This is a genomic window from Streptomyces roseoverticillatus (assembly GCF_000719265.1).
Taxonomy (GTDB): domain Bacteria; phylum Actinomycetota; class Actinomycetes; order Streptomycetales; family Streptomycetaceae; genus Streptomyces; species Streptomyces roseoverticillatus.
The window spans coordinates 24,762-42,864 of sequence record NZ_JOFL01000025.1; the positions used below are offsets into that span (position 1 = coordinate 24,762).

General features: G+C 67.4%; 10 protein-coding genes and 1 pseudogene. 9 read left to right on the forward strand and 2 right to left on the reverse strand.

The window, feature by feature from the left end; all coding sequences use genetic code 11:
* Positions 1 to 105: 105 nt before the first annotated feature.
* The 7 genes from IF61_RS0126205 (at position 106) to IF61_RS0126235 (ending at position 12,647) form a co-directional block, all read left to right on the forward strand.
* Positions 106 to 1,359: a metallophosphoesterase family protein gene (locus IF61_RS0126205; RefSeq protein WP_052393052.1), complete on the forward strand. Its 1,254-nt coding sequence runs from the start codon at positions 106 to 108 to the stop codon at positions 1,357 to 1,359.
* The gene (locus IF61_RS32715) at positions 1,356 to 4,556 is read left to right on the forward strand and encodes an AAA family ATPase (RefSeq protein WP_043190786.1); all 3,201 of its coding nucleotides are present in this window, start codon (positions 1,356 to 1,358) and stop codon (positions 4,554 to 4,556) included. The genes IF61_RS0126205 and IF61_RS32715 overlap by 4 nt, the downstream gene beginning before the upstream one ends.
* Before the next feature lie 436 nt (positions 4,557 to 4,992).
* Positions 4,993 to 6,501, forward strand: a complete 1,509-nt coding sequence (locus IF61_RS32720; protein WP_052393053.1) for a Mu transposase C-terminal domain-containing protein — start codon at positions 4,993 to 4,995, stop codon at positions 6,499 to 6,501.
* A complete protein-coding gene (locus IF61_RS0126220) occupies positions 6,498 to 7,271 on the forward strand; it encodes an AAA family ATPase (RefSeq protein WP_030368998.1) in 774 nt (257 codons plus the stop codon). Before IF61_RS32720 ends, IF61_RS0126220 begins: the two co-directional genes overlap by 4 nt.
* Before the next feature lie 129 nt (positions 7,272 to 7,400).
* Positions 7,401 to 8,420, forward strand: a complete 1,020-nt coding sequence (locus tag IF61_RS33575) for a hypothetical protein (RefSeq protein WP_030368999.1) — start codon at positions 7,401 to 7,403, stop codon at positions 8,418 to 8,420.
* Positions 8,421 to 8,973: 553 nt separating this feature from the next.
* The gene (locus IF61_RS0126230) at positions 8,974 to 11,439 is read left to right on the forward strand and encodes a preprotein translocase subunit SecA (RefSeq protein WP_245684622.1); all 2,466 of its coding nucleotides are present in this window, start codon (positions 8,974 to 8,976) and stop codon (positions 11,437 to 11,439) included.
* Between the two features lie 848 nt (positions 11,440 to 12,287).
* Positions 12,288 to 12,647 (forward strand): helicase associated domain-containing protein, encoded by a 360-nt coding sequence (locus IF61_RS0126235; RefSeq protein ID WP_052393054.1) that lies wholly within the window; start codon positions 12,288 to 12,290, stop codon positions 12,645 to 12,647.
* 686 nt (positions 12,648 to 13,333) lie between these two features.
* Here the strand turns inward: IF61_RS0126235 and IF61_RS37210 are convergent.
* Positions 13,334 to 13,546, reverse strand: a pseudogene (locus tag IF61_RS37210) (hypothetical protein); the annotation flags it as partial.
* A gap of 1,342 nt (positions 13,547 to 14,888) precedes the next feature.
* On the opposite strand from IF61_RS37210, the gene IF61_RS33580 reads away from it, so the two are divergent.
* A complete protein-coding gene (locus IF61_RS33580) occupies positions 14,889 to 15,440 on the forward strand; it encodes a helicase associated domain-containing protein (protein ID WP_245684623.1) in 552 nt (183 codons plus the stop codon).
* A 269-nt stretch (positions 15,441 to 15,709) separates the two neighbouring features.
* Positions 15,710 to 16,195 (forward strand): SUKH-3 domain-containing protein, encoded by a 486-nt coding sequence (locus IF61_RS0126250; protein ID WP_078660503.1) that lies wholly within the window; start codon positions 15,710 to 15,712, stop codon positions 16,193 to 16,195.
* Here the strand turns inward: IF61_RS0126250 and IF61_RS32730 are convergent.
* Complete coding sequence (locus tag IF61_RS32730) at positions 16,186 to 17,787, reverse strand: ISL3 family transposase (RefSeq protein WP_043190790.1); 1,602 nt, start codon at positions 17,785 to 17,787, stop codon at positions 16,186 to 16,188. The genes IF61_RS0126250 and IF61_RS32730 overlap by 10 nt on opposite strands.
* Between the last annotated feature and the right edge of the window lie 316 nt (positions 17,788 to 18,103).

Sequence of the window (18,103 nt, forward strand, 5' to 3'; positions counted from 1 at the left end):
CATGTTCGCACAACTTTACGCATGTTTGTTGATGTACAGTCCCGGCCTCAAGGGCAGTCAACTGCCCATCCTCTCCCATGCTTTGCACCGAGAAAGGCGCGCCGTATGAGCAGGCTGCTGCATACCTCCGACTGGCATCTGGGCCGGACGTTGTACCGGCATTCCCGGGACGAGGACTTCGACGCCGTGCTGGCCGAGATCGTGGCGATCGCCCGGGAGAGCAGGCCGGACCTGATCGTGCACAGCGGCGATCTGTTCGACTCCTCCCGCCCTTCTTGGCAGGAGTTGATGCGCGCTATGCGTGCGCTGGACCAGCTTGCGACGGTGGCCCCCACCGTGGTCCTGGCCGGCAACCACGACTCTCCCGGCTACTTCAAGGTGCTCAGCTATCTCAGCGGGCCCTCGCGAGGCCGGGGGCTGTTCTTCGTCGACCGGCTCCGTCCGCCGCACGAAGGCGGCGTTCTCACCTTCGACGCCTGCGGTGGTGAGCAGCGCATCCGGCTGGCCGTCATGCCGTTCGTGCATCCCAACCGGTTCTGGGAGCGCTCCTCGGTGTTCGGCACGACATACGCCGACTACGCCGCGGTGATGCGCGGACTGCAGGCGCAGCTGGTGGCCGGCCTGCACGAGGGGCACGATCCCGATCGGGATGTACTGGTGTTCGCGGCCCACGTGCTCATCGCTGGCGCCCGGCCCTCCAGCAGCGAGCGCAAGGCGGACCTCGAGGTGCACTACGCGATTCCTGCGGAAGATCTCCCGGCGGTCGCCTACGCCGCTCTCGGGCACATCCACGCCCCTCAGCCCGTGGCCGGTGTGCCAGCCGATGCCGCCCGCTACGCCGGCAGCCCGCTCCAACTCGACTTCGGCGAAGCCGGCGAGGCCAAGAGCGTCGTGATTGTCGACGCCGACCCCGGGCGTCCGGTCCGGGTCATGCCGCGCCCGCTGTCCAGCGGGCGGCCGCTGGCCACCTTCACCGGCACTCTCGATGAGCTGCGGTCCATGGCCGGCGAGTATGCGGGGGCATTCCTCAAAGCGGTGATCACCGGCGAGGAGGCCGACGCGCAGCTCGGACGCAAGGTCGCCGAGATCGTGCCCGACGCGATCCTGATCAGCGCAGCCCTGGCCTGGGAAGCCTCCCCCGACACGGTGCTGGACACCGAGCCCGGCGACGAGCCGGACCTTCCGGACGCCTTCCGTGCCTACCTGGCCGAACAAGGGCTACCCGGCAGCGGCGCGCAGGACACCGTCACCACCTTCGTCCGTCTGCTTGGCGAACTCGACGAGGAGGACCCGGCACCGGCCCCCGCGGAGGAACTGCTCCGCGCCGCGGTGGCCAAGACCTGGACGGAGGCGTCATGAGGCCCGAACGTCTGACGTTCACCGACGTGCGCAGCTATCGCGGCACCCACACGATCGACTTCGCCGACAAGCGCCTGATCGGGATCCTCGGGCACACCGGTGCCGGTAAGACCACCGTGCTGGAGGCAATCCTGTTCGCCCTGTACGGGAGGTCTTCGTGGGCGTCGGACGGCTACGAGTTGATCAGCCACGGCTGCGGCTGCATGAGTGTGGAGTTGGAGTTCTCAGCGGGCGGGCAGCGGTGGCGTGTCTCCCGTGCCCTGACCTCGAACCGCAAGCACCCCAAGGCCGTGCTGGAGCCGCTGCCCGGTGGGGGTGCGGACAAGCGGGTCGACAATATGGGCGAGGTGACGAAGGCGATCACCGGAATCGTCGGACTGGGCTTCGACGGCTTCGTCCGCACGGTGCTGCTGCGCCAAGGAGAGTGCGATGCTCTGCTGAAGGCCACCAAGACCGAGCGCGCCGGCATTCTGCGCAGCGTCTTCGGCATCGATGAACTGGATCGGGTACGCAAGTATGCGCTGACGCGGATTGAGCGCATCAACGCCATCCTCGTTCAGGCTACCCGGGCCCGGGCACGTCTGCTGGACGATCCCCGCGCCAGCGCCGCCCAGTGCGAGCGGGAGGTGGAGCGCACCCGTCGCATGGCCCGTCAGCGACGTGAACGGCTTCAGCTCCTGCGCGAGGCCCAGACCCGGGCGGCAGGCCAGCACCGTACGAAGGACTTGGACAAGGCGGCACGATCACTGCGTCAGCGCGCCGTGGGCGACGCGGCTCTGACGATCGCCACGACTGCCGCCAAGCAGAAGGAGCTCGACGCCGAGGCCGCGCTTCTGCAGGAGAGTGCCCGGGGTCTGACGACCAGGCTGGAGGCAGCGCAGGCGGCGCTGGATGAGGCCGCTGAGGCCGGCGACACGGTTATGTCCCTGTCCGGTGCCTCGGCGGTGCTGTCGCTCCTGCCCGCCCGGCTCAGTGATCTGAACATCCGGGCCGAACGGCTGGTACAGGAGCAGCGCGCGCACCTCGAGCAGGACCAGGAGGATGCGCAAGCCCGTCAGGAGCTGCATGAGCGCGAACAGCAGCAAGCAGCCCTCGAAGAGGCGGCTGCCAGAGCCGAGCAGGCCACCGCCGAGGTACGCGGGAGCAGCGAGCGCATCCAGGACGCTGTGCGCCAAGCGCTGCAGGATGCCTCCGCCGTGGCCGCGCACCGGCACGCGGAACCTGTATTGCTGGAGGCAGTGCAGGACCTGCGCTCGCGCAGGGCCGCCTTGGACAAGAGGCTCGACCGACTGCGCGGCGCCCACGAGGCGGCGGCCAACCAGTTCGAGACGCTGCAGCACGACGATGCCGCCCACACCGCCGGGGCCCACCTCGCTTCCGGCGAGGCCTGCCCGGTGTGCAGCCAGCCGCTCCCGCAGGACTTCACTCCCCCACCCCCATTGGATGCCAAGGCTCTGGAGCGGGCCAAGCGCACGGTCGGCATGCGTGGTACCGCCTTCAACAAGGGGGTGACCGCCCTGGCGGAGGCCGTATCTGCGTTGAGTGCCGCGGAGAAGGCGCTCACGGAGCACCGGCGCGAGCGCCGGGCCGCCGGCGAGCGCATGGAAGTATCCTTGCGGCAGGTCCACGAACTCATCGAGGCGCTGCGGTCCTCATCGCCTACGGCCGCGTCCGCCGCCTTGGAGGCGATGGGCCAGGAGACCCTCGTACGCGCACATACCGTCAGCGAGCAGGCTCCCGTCAGCCGTGCCCAGCTCACCCGCATCGTCCGGGAGCTGGTAAAGCCGCTGCGCATGGTGGTGGAAGGCGAGGCCATCGCAGTCTTCACCCGGGCGAAGGAGAAGGCAGCAGCAGTACGGGCCGAAATCGATGCGGCCCGCGCCGATCTCAAGCGCCGCCGCAGCCGCCTGCAGCGTGACCGCAAACGCCTGGACAAGGCCGTGGCGCAACGCGAGAGCGACCTGCAGACCCTGGTGCAGCAGATCGCCGGACTCCCGACCTCCGTGCGCCCCGCCCAGCCCTCGCCCCAGGAACTCCCGGGCACCTCGGATATCACCCGCGCGCAGGAGAAGGTCACGCAGCGCCTTGCCCAGCTCCAGGAGATCTCCGGCGCCCACGAGCAGGCCCGCGAGGCCCTGGTGGACAACAGCGAGGAGCACCGGGCCCTGGAGGAACGCCGCCAGCGCACGGTTCACACGCCTGCCCGCAAGCTCGCCCATCAGCTGGAGCGGTGGGCGGACGCGGCCGCCGACGCTTCCGACATCCTCGGCAAGGATCTCCCCACCGAGCTGCCCCCTGCGCCGGACGGAGCCGACCTGGCCGCCACCGACGCCTACGCCTGCGCGTTGACGTCGCTGAGCCGCCAGCTGTCCGAGGACCTGAAGCAGGCCAGACGGCAGGCCGCCGAGGTATCCCAGGCGTTCAAAGAGGAGCTCCTGCGCCAGGCCGACGCCGACGCCACCGACACCGACCCGGACCCCGGCTTCCCGCTGCGGGCGGACGGCGATCTGCTCGCGCCCGCCGTCCTCGATCCGCTCAGCCGCAAGACCAGCGACGCGGAGGCCGCCCACGACAAGGCCGCGGCAGACCTGCGCACCGCCCGGTCCCAAATCCCCTATGCCAACGCGCTGAGCCATGCCGCGGAGGCGGCCGAGAAGCAGATCACCGTCTGGAAGACGGTCAGCGACCATCTCACGGACCGCAAGTTCCTGACCTATCTCACCAATCGGCGCACCCACGCACTACTCGTCCACGGCAGCAGCATCCTGAAAGAACTCTCGGGCGGGAACTACGCGTTCACCGAGAACTTCCAGATCTTGGATCTACCCACGAACCTCGCACGCGGCCCGGAAACCCTCTCCGGCGGGGAAACCTTCCAGGCTTCCCTGGCCCTGGCCCTCGCGCTCGTCGAGGTTCACAGTCGCGGGCACAAGCGGTTGGAGAGCCTGTTCCTGGACGAGGGCTTCGCATCGCTGGACTCCGAGCGCCTGGACGACACCCTGTCCGTCCTGTGCAGCAGCGTCGCCCGGGATCAACTCGTCGCCGTCATCAGCCACCTGTATCCGGTAGCCGAGGCGGTCGACGAGGTCCTGCAGGTCACCAAGACCGCCCAGGGATCCACCAGCACCTGGCTCACCGAGGAGCAGCAAGTCACCTTCATCCGCGACGGGGTCCGGCAACTGGTGGAACACGCCTGAGCGGAGAATCCTGCGCCCGGCCGGGCCGAAACCTGGCGCTAGGCCCGGTCCGGAAAGACCCGCCCTCTTCCGTCTGAGGCGCTACCGAATAGCCGGGCCGTTGTGGAGCTACCTGCACCGAGTGCGGTCCCTGGTGCGCGCATCCGGCGCAGGCCGGCGCGAAGGGGACCGAGCCGGGGAGCGACTTCAGGCTCCGCCTCGCGGGCTCCCCTCGTACGACAGTGCCCCAAGGCCCGGCGCTAGGCGGGGGATCGCCCGTGCCACCCGCTCTCGGGGACACCGAAGCTTGTGGGACGCACGGTGCTTCTGACTACTTCCAAAATTCGTCCACAGGTAAGGAGCAGGTCGTATGAGCGATCCCTCTGCCGACACAAACGGCACCGGCAAACCGGCCTTCACTGCCCACTCGGGACGGTTGGCCGCAGTGCCACGATTGATGACGCTGGACCAGCACGGCGAGCTGACCAGCGCGCACGTACGGCTGGTCGCCCAGGCTCTGGGCCGGTCGGAACGAGCGGTGTGGCGGTGGATCGCCGAGGCGCGCGCCACCGGGCACGTCGGCGCGGCGTCCCGGGCGCGGTTCAGCGTCACACCGGAGATCCGCCGCCTGCTGGTGCTGTGGGGAGGCAATGCCTCCGCCGTGCACCGCGAGCTGCGACAGCGGGCCCTGACCGGCCCCCAGCCGTCTGCGGTCCCGTCGCTGGCGACTATCCACCGGGCGCTGCGGCGGGACCTGACTCCTGGGGACCGGGCCGGTCTCGCCCATGGGGAGGCCGCCCGGCGGGCATTCGACGTGTTCGGGAAGCGCCCGGCAGAGCACCGCAACGCCGCCTGGGAAGGCGACCACAAGTGTGTACCCGTGCGGGTGTGGGTCGAGGATGACCTGGTACAGCCCTGGGTGACGTGGTTTATCGACTGCGCCACCAAGGTCATCATGGGCGTGGCCGTGACACCCCACGCACCCAGCGCAGATGCGGTCCTGGCGGCTCTGCGGATGGCCTTGGACCGCGCCGAGCCTTTCGGGCCGGCCGGTGGGCTGCCTGGTCTGGTTCGTGTGGACCGTGGCAAAGAGTTCTTGTGCACCGCCGTGGCCTCGGCTTTGGGTGCCTTCGCGGTACCCGTTGTCGACCTCCCTGCCTACAGCCCGCATCTGAAAGGCACCATTGAGGCGCTCAACGGCGCCGCCGAGAAGATGCTGTTCGTCTCCATGCCGCGCTACGTCCACCGGCAGAGGCTCACCGGCGGGCGCACCGCGGATCCAGACGAGCCCGCACTCACCTTCGAGGCGTTCGTGGAACTGCTGATGAAGTGGGTGCACTGGTGGAACACCGAGCACCAGCCCAAAGCCCTGGGTGGCCGCACCCCAATGGAGGCCTGGCGGTCGGACCCCACTCCCCTGCACGACGTCCCTACCGGACGGCTGGCCTCTTTCGGGCTTGAGGACGATGGGCGTGCCCGCACCATCACCACGCAGGGAGTGCGGTGGCGCAACCGCCACTACATCGCTCCCTGGATGGTCGGCCAGGCCGGTGTCCGTGTCGCGGTACGCCACCTGCCTCACCACGACACGACCATCGAGGTCTTCGATCTTGATGGCGTGTACCTGGGCACTGCGGTCCTCGCCGAGGCGGCCAGCGAGGAGCAGATCCGCGAGGTCCGCAAAGCCCGCACGGCCAAGGCACGGCGGCTTCGCGCGGATATGAAGGCTGCCGCGCGGCTGCGCCGCGAGCGCTTCAAAGCTGTCACCACGCCATCCCCGCCCCAGCGCCTGGGAGCGCTGACCGAGGCGGAAGCCGAGGCAGAGCTCTCCGAATCGGCTGCCACGGATCTGCGGCGGGCCAATCCCGGCTACATCCCGCACCAGCCTGTCCCGGACGGGTGGGCATGCCCGATCCCACCAGGCGCGGCCCCGCCAGAAGCCAACATCTCCGAGGAGAACGTGTGAGCGACGACATGGACTACGGCAAGCTCCCCCCGGAGGGCGACGACCACTTCCACCACCTGGACGCGCACCTGGTGGCCACCGACACGCTCATGACGACGCTGGACAACATCCAGGCGACGATCGAGGCCAAGGCCATGATGGTCACCCACGGTGCCGCCGGTTACGGCAAGACGATGTCGGTGAACTCGGCGCTGCGCAAGGTCGCCCCTGACATCACCTACCGCCTGGAGCTGCGCTCGGGCCCGACGCCCCGCGACATCCGCCACGGCCTCTTCCGCGCTCTGGGGCTGCCCGGGGAACCGCCGACCCGACCGATCGAGTTCGACACCCTCTTGAAGGAGACACTGTCGCAGACGTTCCGAGTTCTGGTGTGCGACGAGGCCCAGTGGATGGGCCGCAGTTCGTTCGAGTACTGGCGCCATCTGTGGGACGACCGCAACACTGACATCGCGGTGATCTTCGCCGGCGGCGACAACTGCTACAGAATCCTCAAGCGCGAGCCGATGCTGGCGTCGCGGATCTTCATCTGGCAGAAATTCAAGCGCATGCCCGAGGACGAGGTCGTCGCCACGCTGCCGGCGTTCCACTCCCTGTGGGCCGGGGTCGACCCGCAGATGATCCGCAGCATCGACCGGGCCGCGGCGCACGGCAACTTCCGCAACTGGGCCACCATCACCAAGCACATGCTCAACGGCATGGAGAAGAAAGGGCTGACCGAGGTCAACGACGACCTTGTCAGGTGGGTCTACAGCAAGCTCGGCGGCATGTAGCAACGGCCGTAGCCCGCGGCGGCCCGGAGAGCTCGGACCGCCGCGAACAACCATGCGTGACTGACCGCCTGGCGCTTCCGCGTCCAGGGGGCCGCCGGCGCGTAGCAGAGACATGACGGGGTGGTGGCAGTGGCGTACGGCGAGGTGATGATCGTGGTGGACGAGCAGGACGACCTGTTCTACACGCGGGCTGCGCTGCAGGCACACCGGCCTGGGGAAGGCCGCATCACCGTGCAGCCGACGCCGGCCAGCGGCAGCCCGGCCGCGCTGGCGCACGACATGCTGTATGCGCTGGGCAAGCGGCTGGCCCCCGGGCCAAACTCCCCCGATGTGCGGTTGGACTCGGTGAACGCGGCGTGGCTCGCCGCGGCTGACTGGGGTGTCGCGACCGGGGTACGGCACGTTGTCGTCCCCCGCGCCCATCTGCTGACCATCCGGCGGATCAACCAGCTCCTCGCCTGGCGCTCGTTGACGGGAGCGCAGTTGACACTGCTGTGGCACAAGGCCCCGCGGGAGCTTCCTGCGGTGCTGGACCGGGTACGGTGTGTCCGCGACCCGGGCCAGTTCGCGTCGGTAGTCACCGAGCCAGGCCCCACCCCCGTGCGCCCCTGCTTCCCCTCGGCACCGACCGGCGCGACCGGGCCGACGCCCACTATGCCGGGGCTGTCTCCTGTCCGACCGGGGTATGCGCAGTCCGTGTCGAGGGTGCCGCGACCGGGTCACATGTGTGCCGGAGCCGCTGCAACAGCCCAGCTGGCCCCGGCCACCCCTGCGAACGCGGTCGCTCCGGAGGTCACTGCCGCACTCGCAGTCCTCGCTCACCCGCTCATCGCAGGGGCGCTGAGCGTGGCGGCGTTCACCGGTGGCAGCCTGGGCAGCCTGCGATGGACGCGAGACCTCGACATCACCGGTGACATCTGCGCCATCAAGACGCACGAGCCCGGCCACCGAAGATGCCGTCTGTCCGCGATCCCGGTGTGGGCACGCCCGCTGCTGGCCGCCGCCCGCGCCTTCCACCGGCTGACACCCCAAGCTCCCGAGAACGTCTTCGGCCCGTTACTGCTCGCAGAGGCACGACATCTGCGCGCGCACGCCGAGCGCCTTCCCCAAGACGCAATGCCCTCGCCCAGCAGCTTCCTGGCCCCTTGAGCCGGCATACTTCGCTCACAACGGGCCATCAGCTTGCGTGCTGTGGGTGAGGCGATAGCACTCGATGCCAGCCGGATGATTGGCCGTTGCGGGTGACGCGGCCGACGGCGGCCACGGAGAGCCCGGAGGACCCTGACAGCCGCCGAGGCCGCCGAGGGCAAGTCGCGGGAAGCGGCCGCTACCGCGGATGGCAGCATAGCCGGATGGGAGCAGGCGCAGGCCGCCCAAGCGCAGGCAGACGCCGAACAGGACGCGTTCCCCTCCCCCGCCCCGGCCGCCACCGCCCAGCAGCGCGAGGACGACGCAACCGAACAGTTGCAGCACTCCACGGGGCGTGTGACCGACGCACAAGAGCGGCATCGCCGGGCCGGCGAGGCCGCGCGCAGCGCTCTGCGGGCATTGAACCGGGCAGCCGACGCGGGCGGCGGAACCCTGCTGCCCGCCGACCCGAACGCGGTGGCCGACTGCGCGCTGCGCGGGGTGGTGGCATCGGATGATCGAAACGAACACATACCGTTACCCGCTCGTTTCCGACATCTGGTGAGATGAGGTCATGCCTTCTCGATCGAAGCGGCGCGACGCGCGCAACAAGAGGAAGCGCCGTGCCGGTTCGACAACGCCAGCGTTCGACCCGCACGCGCAGGTGATGGCGGAGTCCTTTGCCGTCTTGGTGGAGCTGATGGCTACGGTCGCCGGCGATGATCCTGCGGCGAAGGTGGACGCAGCATTCGAGGAGGCGGTCCAGGAGCTCGTCACGAAGCTGCGGCGGTTCGACGCGATCCGGCTCATCGAGGCGGCTCGCCTGGCATTCCTGCCGTTGGCGCCCGCGGGTCAGATGCCCGTCACGACGGAGGCGGGTGCCGCCTATCTGGAACTTCTGGCGCTGGTTGCTCTCGCCGCCCGAGATGAGACGGCGACGGCCGCTGCCCCCTCAGCCGAGTTTCAGCAGATGAGTCACTTCGTCTCGGAGGCGAAGGACGACCTCGACAAGATCCTCCATCTCGCGCAGTTGCGGTCCCTCGCCGCCGTTGACCCGGCCGACAAACTTGCGCTCATGTCCTTGCTTATTCGCGGTGCTGAGGTGTGGATGCGCAACACCTCCTACTCGGAGATGGTCGAGAAAACCAATCTGGCGCTCCTGGACGGCAATCCGAGCGTCCGCGCGGTGCTCAACGACCAGCTCGGCCTCGACGCGACCGACGCCCTGGCCGTCCTCAACGCATGTCACCACCTGCAACACGCCAGCCTGAACGACCGCCTCAATGCCATGGGCGAAGCCATGCAAATCGCGATGGCCGTGACGCACAAGGGTCGGGTGGACGACCGGCTGAAGGAGCGTGCCAGGTCCAGTCTCGTGTCACTGTTCGAGCCCGGTGCCGAGCATGTCACGGTCGCCGTCGACGACATCGTCGCGTACACGGGCATTGCTGTGGAGCGTGTCAGAGCCGTTGTCGAGCGGTTCCGCCTCGACCTTGGTACGGCCGATGCTGCGGACGTCATCGGCGCGTTCACGACCGGCAAGAACCCGATGCGTGCCCGTCCGCTCGTCGTCAGCGACAGCGGGCGCCTCATGCTGCCGCACCATGCGCTGAACGTGTCCGCCGTCCGGGAGAACCTCGAGGAGCAGCTGAAGACGTCTCAGCCTGTATGGGCCCAGTACGCCAAGCACCGCGGAGACCTTCTGGAGTCCCGCACGCGCACCGCGCTGGGCCGCGTGCTTCCTGGGGCCCGATTCCGGGATGCTTTCGAGTACTACCTGCCGGCGAACGATCAGGAAGCCGCGACCGCGGATCCGGCGAAGTACACCAAGCGCGTCGAGGGCGACCACCTCATCGTCCTCGACGATGTTGCCATCATCGTCGAGGACAAGGCCGTCGCGTTGAGCGCCCTCTCTCGTGGGGGAAAGATCAAGCGGCTCCGCACCGACCTGACTGGCATCATCACGAAAGCAGCCGAGCAGTCCGGCCGCATGCGGGAGGCGATCCAGCGGGACGGTGGCCTGCGCATCAAGGATGAAGGCTGGGTCGACCTCAGCCATATCCGCGAGATCCACACCGTCGCCGTCAGTCTCGATGATCTTTCGACCGTCCTGACGGCGACTGCGGAGATGGTGAAGGCCGGCCTACTCGGCCCTGACAACATTCCCTGGACGGTGTCCCTGCACGACCTGGAGTTGATCACTGAGCTCGTCGCGCGCCCGGCCGAGTTCCTCCTCTACGTGCGCCGACGCCGCAACCCCGATGTCACCGTCATGTTCCGCGCCCCGGACGAGCTGGACCTGTTTCTGTACTTCTTCGAGGCGGGGCTATGGGTCGAACCCGACCCGGCGCAAGTACGGGCGGCCTTCCCGTTCCTGTCCGAGCCGACCACGGCGGAGTTGCGTCGCTACCGTGCACAGCAGCCGGTCTACCTGAGCAGCCGGACCGACGCGCTCGACAGGTGGTTCTACGCCAAGCAACGTGACGTTGTGGGGCCTGAGCCCGTGCCCAAGCCGACGATGGTACCGGCGCCACTCGCCCCCTGTATCGACGAACTGCAGTCACGCCAGGTCAACGGGTGGCTCAGTATCGGTGCAACATTGCTGTCCATGGCAGAGGCCGTCCAGCACCAGTTCGCGCGCCACGGTGAGCAGCTTCTCAGCCACCCGGACCCCCACGGCCGCGGCCGCAGCATGACGGTGGCTGTCACGGCCAGCGTCGACCCAGCCGAGGGGTGGCTATTCGTGTGGGCCACCCGCCCCGCCGGACAGGACCCCGACGACGCCGAGAAGAGCCTCCGTGGCTACCTGCGGGCCAAGAAGCACCAGCTCGGCCTGGCGCGAGGCGTCGTCTTCCTCTACGACGAACCAACCCGCGATCTCGTAGGAGTCCTCTACGACGGCCATATCGGGCCCCCCGACGCCGCGTTGACGGCCAGTGTGCAGTCCTTGTGGCCCGTAGCGGACCTGCAACGCGCTATCCATCCGAACGCCAAGCGGCCACCTCGCGGCGCGAAAAGTACTTCCAAGCGAAAGCGGTAACGCTGCCTCCGTCAAAAATGCTGCCCAAAGCCGAGCGTTCACTGACATCACGGTGACGATCACCTACAGGCCGTCTTCCAAAATACGGCGCATCGGGTGCGAGGACGGGCGCACACCGTGGGGCACCAGTGAGGGCTTGACGGGGATGGATCCTGCTCCTTTCGAGTGACTGGCTGAGCTGACGTTTTGCGTGAGCGGGCTGGCGGCGGGGGCTGATCGCTTACCTTCTCGGGTGAGGGGGCGTGTGATGGTGTCCCTGCTGGAGGAACTGGAACGGCGTGAGACGGCGATCCGGGAACGGTTTGCGGAACCGCGGTTTCAGGTACCGGAGTTGAGTGAACAGCCGGAAGCGTTCGAGGAGATGCTCTCGCAGGTAGAGTCGCCCGGATGGCGGTGCGGGAGGTCATCGACGACGCAGCTGCCGATGAGCCAGCTCCACGAGGGGAAGCGAGGCCGCGGTAGGCGGGACCGGTGCCGCAGTGGGAGCCGGGGATCGGCGTGTCGGTGCTGCCGTCGGGATATCAGGACATCCTGGACGCGCTGCGGGCCGCGGGACGGCTGATGGGTCGAAGGCGGTCTCAAAGGCGATCGGATGGAGCGAGGCTCGGCCTGGAACAGCATGACGACCCGCACCATCGAAGGCTGAGCCGACCATGCCATACCGGTCTGCACGAAATTTACAGCGGCTTTCGTCACCCGTGTCACAAGTAATCGGCACACTGTGTCAGTAGCTTTCCCCTGTTCGTGCCGGGTCCTACGCTGACATCTCAGTGACGATCAGCAACTGACAATCTCGTGCAGACCATCAACGATGGGCCCAAGCGTCCCGCCTCAACTGGGACAGCCTCATGCCCGTCCAGCAGTGGCTGCTCGAGAACGTCCTCGGTCTCGCCCCGGCCGGGGAGGACGAGCGGCCCGTGAAGCGCACGCAGGACGACAAATGGGCCCTCAACCTCCGTGCGGCACGCCAGTTCCACGCCCGCGAAGGCCACCTCAACGTACCCAGGAAGCACACCGAACACCTGGAGCCAGAAGACGGACCGGAGGGCCGCCAGGGCGGCGCTGAGGAACTTCTGTCAGTGAAGCTCGGCATGGTGCTCGACAACATCAGGAAGCGGGCCGACAAACTCACCGAACAACGCCGCGCCGACCTCGACGCCCTCGGCATCCGCTGGACCAACACCGCATCCAGCAGGAGCCCCCGGTAGAGACGGCCAGGAACGCGGCAGGGCCCGGACACGGAATGCGGCAGTGCCGACGCGTTGGATGACGCACCGGTTGGGCCTACCAGCGATGAGCGATGCGAACAATTTCGCTGGGTTCCTACGGCTGATCCCATGTCTGCCGGATTGTCAGTCCCTGCTTCTACCGTCGAGGAGGTGGTTCTTCCAGCATCGGAAGGCGGTGCACGTTGGCGAACATCGTCTGGCACGAGAAGTTGCGCATCGAACTGGACCTGACCCGCGAGGATCTCGGATGGGAGAGCAGGCCGGGCCTCTGGGAACTGCTTTACCAGACGGATCGGCTGTACGCCGACAGAGGCGTACCAGTACCCGAGCGGGGTCTGCAGTGCGGCGGGGTGTGCCGGGAAGCGGGTGTGGTCGCGTGGATGTACCTGCGGGAGCGGAACGCCCGTCGGGAGGCAGTGCACAAACGACCGAGGACGAGGCACGGCACCAGGCAGTGCTGTCCGACGAGCACAAGGCGTACCAGGAGCGGATCGTGCACGTGTCCGTGGCGGACGGACATCGTGCGGACAGCGAGGTGCGTACACCGGTGGGCCCGCGGTCGTGGGTCCAGACCGACACGCTGGTCCAGGGCGCGGGCGGTATCCGGATCGGCTGGGAGATCCAGCTCTCGTCCGCCGGCCGTGAAGGGCCGCGAAGCGTGAAGGCACAGGCTGGCCGAGGGTGAGATAGCCGAGGCCGACCTCGTTCAGCAGTCCGATCTTGCGGGTGCGGTCGGTGAAGAAGCCGGCGGCCTCCTCGGCGGTGAGGCCCAGGACGTCGACGATGGTCCTGCCGCCGAGGGTGTGGGCGAGCACGTCGGGGTCGTAGCGGGTGCCGGCGCAGTGCTCGCAGGTGGTGGTGACCGGGTCCATGTCCGCAGCGGCTGACGGCGCAGCCGGACACTGCGTGGAAGAGCTACCACCCAGCGCAGCCAGCTCGCACAGGACACGGCGCTCGGTCAGACCGTGACGATCGTTCTGTCCCCCCAGCCCCAGGATCCGGCAAGGGCGCCGCCCCATGCACCAACCCTGATGTGCACCCGGCGGTCCGCCGACAACACGCCGCCTCCTGCGATTTCAACGCTGTTGGAGCCAGTAGTCCCGCCAAACTGACGCTTGCTACAGGGAGCTGAAACCCTCTTCCAGGGTTCACCACTGCCGCCATACTCCAACCCCATATCTTGCTCCGGGCCCTGGCTCTCGCTGCAGTTGCCCACCAAATACGCGGAGATCGTGTAGCCGTTGTCGCCCACACTCGTGACTCTCACGCCTGCTACTACTTTGTAGTGATTGGCGGCCCCGTCATGGTCGTATCTCAACGGTGGGCTGACTGTGACTGTGGCTGCTGTGGCAGGGGCAGGTGCATATCCGCCCAGTGCCATGACTGCCGCCGTGCCCGCGCACGTGGTGATGCGCAGCCACATTCGGCCACGTCTGGGCCTCGAGCCAGCTGAGTTCTTCGCTGCCGTGGTACCTGACCGCCGCATAATTGACTCCTCCCTTTGCCGCCTGGACGACGGCAATGCGTCAAGGTTGACTCGGATGTGCTGCCGTCACGCTCGGACCGGCAGCAGGTTGTCGAGCCGTCAGATCAGCCCGTTCGGGCCGTCAACGAGGGCACCGACTTCCGGAGAGAGGTTGGCCAGCACTTCGCCAGTACCAGGCAACAGGTTGCTGACGGGGTGGCCGGACAGGACCTGGGGCACCACATCCCCAGGAAAATCTGCGTACGCAGCCCCGGCTGGGGCCATGGCCAGCAGCACACAGGTCACAGCCAGGAAAACGCATCGCTTGAACACACTACCCCCACAGGTTGGCCCCAGCTCCGCCGATGCTCTGAGCCCCCTGAGACTGCCCGTCTTGGCCACCTCACACTCAGGAAGTAGAACCCCAGCACGAAAAGGTGATGACAGGAACTAACGTCTGTACGTAATCCGCGCCATGTGCGCACAGCAGTACTGGGCCCGTTTTCGGCGAGTACTACCAGGAACAGCTCTTCGCCGCCAGGGCTCCGTGTCGGCGACGCGCGAACCGTGGCACCAACTTCATGAAATGGCACACCAGTCATCAGCGCTTGACTTGGTCAGTTGAGCGCCGGACTGAAAGGCTCACCCGTTCGAGGGACAGCGTTCCAGGGACGAATGCGACAGGCTCAACAGGACGCAGGACGAGCGGGACGTGAGAGAGCGGAGTATGTGAAATGTACTAGGACTACGGCCCCGTGGTCGCCTCCTACACGCGGGCTGAGGCGTTCGCGGACGGCATCTTTATTCCAATCTTGCCTGCGGCAGGCTCAGCCGTGGGCATCGAGATGCCGCTGATCATCACCACGAGTGCGTGGCAGGAATTCGTGGCAGGCAACAGCAAAGGCGGGGGAGAGCGCTTGCGTACGGTGCTGTCCGCCGTAGCGAAGGCTGTCGAGCAGGCGCCCGCGAATGAGGCGTGCTTCGTGGTGCCTGCGCAAGAACTTCCCTCCGGTGAGGACGAGCGGCCCGTGAAACGCACCCAGGAAGACAAGTGGGCCCTCAACCTCCGTGCGGCACGCCAGTTCCACGCCCGTGAAGACCACCTCAACGTGCCCAGGAAGCACGTCGAGTACGTGGGCCCGACAGGCCGCCAGGTCGGCGCTGAGGAGCTTCTGGCAGTGAAGCTCGGCATGGTGCTCGACAACATCAGGAAGCGGGCCGACAAGCTCACCGAGCAGCGCCGCGCCGACCTCGACGCCCTCGGCATGCGCTGGGGCAGTGCCGGCTTGAAGAACACCGGCCGCTGAAGCCGAAGCGTCGCAGCGCAGGACAGGGGTCCGGGAGCCTCAAGTGGGGCAGACCTGCGATGCCTGTGTGGAATCCGAGAATGGAGAGGGGCCGTGATGACGAACAGCCAAGGGTTCGGATCGTGGGATGAGGAGACGTATGGCCCGGTTGGCTTTATTCACGAGTCGTGGTTCTGGCTCGCTTTCCGTGAAACGGTCACACGCTGTTCAGTGACGTCGGCCGCTGAGATGATCACTGCTCGCCCATAGCTGAGGAGTCGGGACCCCAGATGAGTAGCTGGTCGCCAGAGGTAGATGAGGTGCTGGAGGCGTCGGGATGGACGCCTGGACGGAAGGTAGACACGGCCCGCTGGCGATCCATGTTCGAAGCAGTCGACCTCGCCATGCACGACGCTGCGGAAGCCTTCCTGCAAGAGTTCGGCGGTTTGACTGTGAACGTCAGCGGACCAGGGATCAGCTGTGCACGCACGCCGTTCGAGCTGGACCCCGAGCTGGCCTGGGGCGAGGATGACCGATTCACGGAGTGGGGCGAAGCGATCGGGCGCCATCTTTACCCGCTCGGCGAGCTGGACCACGGCCGGTTTTTCCTGGGCATCGATGAAGTGGGCGTGATCTATCTCGTCGAAACCTGGGTTGCCAGCTTCGGGCCGATGCCTGACGCCATGGAGAACTTGGTTCTCGGCGTGGCTCCTCGCCGAATCGATGAGGGTACGAGCCAGCGGGACAGCCGTCCTGACGCGTCGGGTCACCTGTAGAGCAGTACTCGCTTTCGGAGGAGCAGGAATCCGGCTCGGCCGAACATCTGCCGTTTGAGCATCTTGATCCGGTTGACGTGCCCCTCTACGACGCCCGAGTTCCAGGGCAGGGTGAGACCGGCGATGACAGCGTCACGGTCGCGGTCGATGCCGGCGGCGAGGGTGTGGAGGCCGAGCAGGTTGTCGTTGCGGACGGCGTCGAGCCACTCGGGCAGCCGCTGGCCTTGCCGCTCGGTGAGGATCTCGGCGAAGGACCGGACGTGTCCGGTGAGTGCATCCAGTTCGGGGCAGTGGACCAGAACGGCCTTGAGGCGGAGCTGTTCCGCCTCGGTGAGGGTGTCGGGGTGGCGGAGGATCCAGCCAGCGACCGTGCGAGGTGAAGGCGGCGGTGCAGTGACCGGATCTGTCGAGAGACGCTTGGCGCGGAAGTAGGCGCGAACTCGCTGGTAGCTGCCCTTGTAGCCGAGCGGCACGATCTCCTCCCATGCCTTCCAGGCGTTGGTGCAGCCTTGGTTCCAACGGTCGTCCAGGTAGGGCTTGTACTCATCGAGTACGGAAGGGCGCCCCTGCCATTGGCCGCGGAAGAGATCCTCGGGCGCGGTGGCGTCGGCGAGGAGCTTGACGGTGCGGTAGGTCATGCCGAGTTGGCGTTGGATCGCGCGGCGGCTGTGACCAGCGGCGAGCAGCGCGTGGACGGCTGCATGGTTGGCCCGAGTCCGGTCGGCGAACCGGTGGCCGGTGGGCCACGGCGAGCCAGAGCTGTCCGTGGGGCCATCGGGCTCTTCAACGGGGCGGGGTGGCTCGGGCGCCGTGCCTCGTAGGCAAGCTCGGTGATCGGCGACGCACCGTTCAGCGGCCTCGCCGAGGTTGTGCCAAAGATGCCACCGGTCAGCAACCTGGACCGCCTGAGGCGCCCCGGCCGTGGCACCTTCCGCGAAGAACGGAGCTCGATCCCGGCAGACGACCTCGATTCCGGGGCGCTTCGCCAGCCACTTGGCCAGGGTGGACGCCTCCCGGTCGGGCAACAGATCAACCGGCCGTCGGGTCTCGACATCGACCAGAACCGTCCCGTAGACGCGGCCCTTGCGCATGGCGTACTCATCGACGCCGACCACCCGCGGGGCCGGCGTCTCCGGGTCAGGCAACGCGTCGAGCAACCGCAACACCGCGCTGCGGCTGACGGACACCCCGAAGACCCGGGCCATCCGGGCGCCGGCCCGGCCAGCGAGGGCGAGACCGACCGCGGCAAGCGTCGAACGCAACCGCTCGGTCCACCTGCTGTGCCTCCGGGTCAGCCCTGACATCTGCTCGGCAAACGTCCGCCGTCCGCATGAATCGTCCGGACAGAAGAACCTGCGGACCCGAAGGCAGAGGATTACCCGCCGTCCCGCACTGAGGACGTCGGCTGGAAACCGCAGGTAGGAGCTGTGTATTCGACTCGATCGACTCCCACAGTCAGGACACGATGCCGCAGCCGCCGTACTTCGGGCCCCGATGTTTATCGCCTCGTCGTTCACGTCCACCGATAGCACCGCCACGTCCGCGACGGACGGGAACAGCAGCTCCTCCAGCCGGGGCAACGTCTCTTCCACGACGCCGAACTGTCGGCCACATCAAGATCGGCACTGGTCATTTTCAGGCAAGTTCCCGAAGGCCGATCCGAGCGTCAGTCGTCACTCAGCGTGCGCGCTTCACGGAAAGCGAGCCAAAACCGTTTCAAGTGAACGAAGCCAGGTGGGTCTACAGCAAGCTCGGCGGCATGTAGGACACCATCTGGGCAGCCCGTCCCGCCGGGCCTCCCCAGGCGCACCAGAACGAGGAATCGCAAGAGCCGGGTGCCCTGTCAAGGGGCGGTTACCGCGGCACGGCCGGAATGGGGTGGCGGCACTGGCACCGGGCGAAGTGACA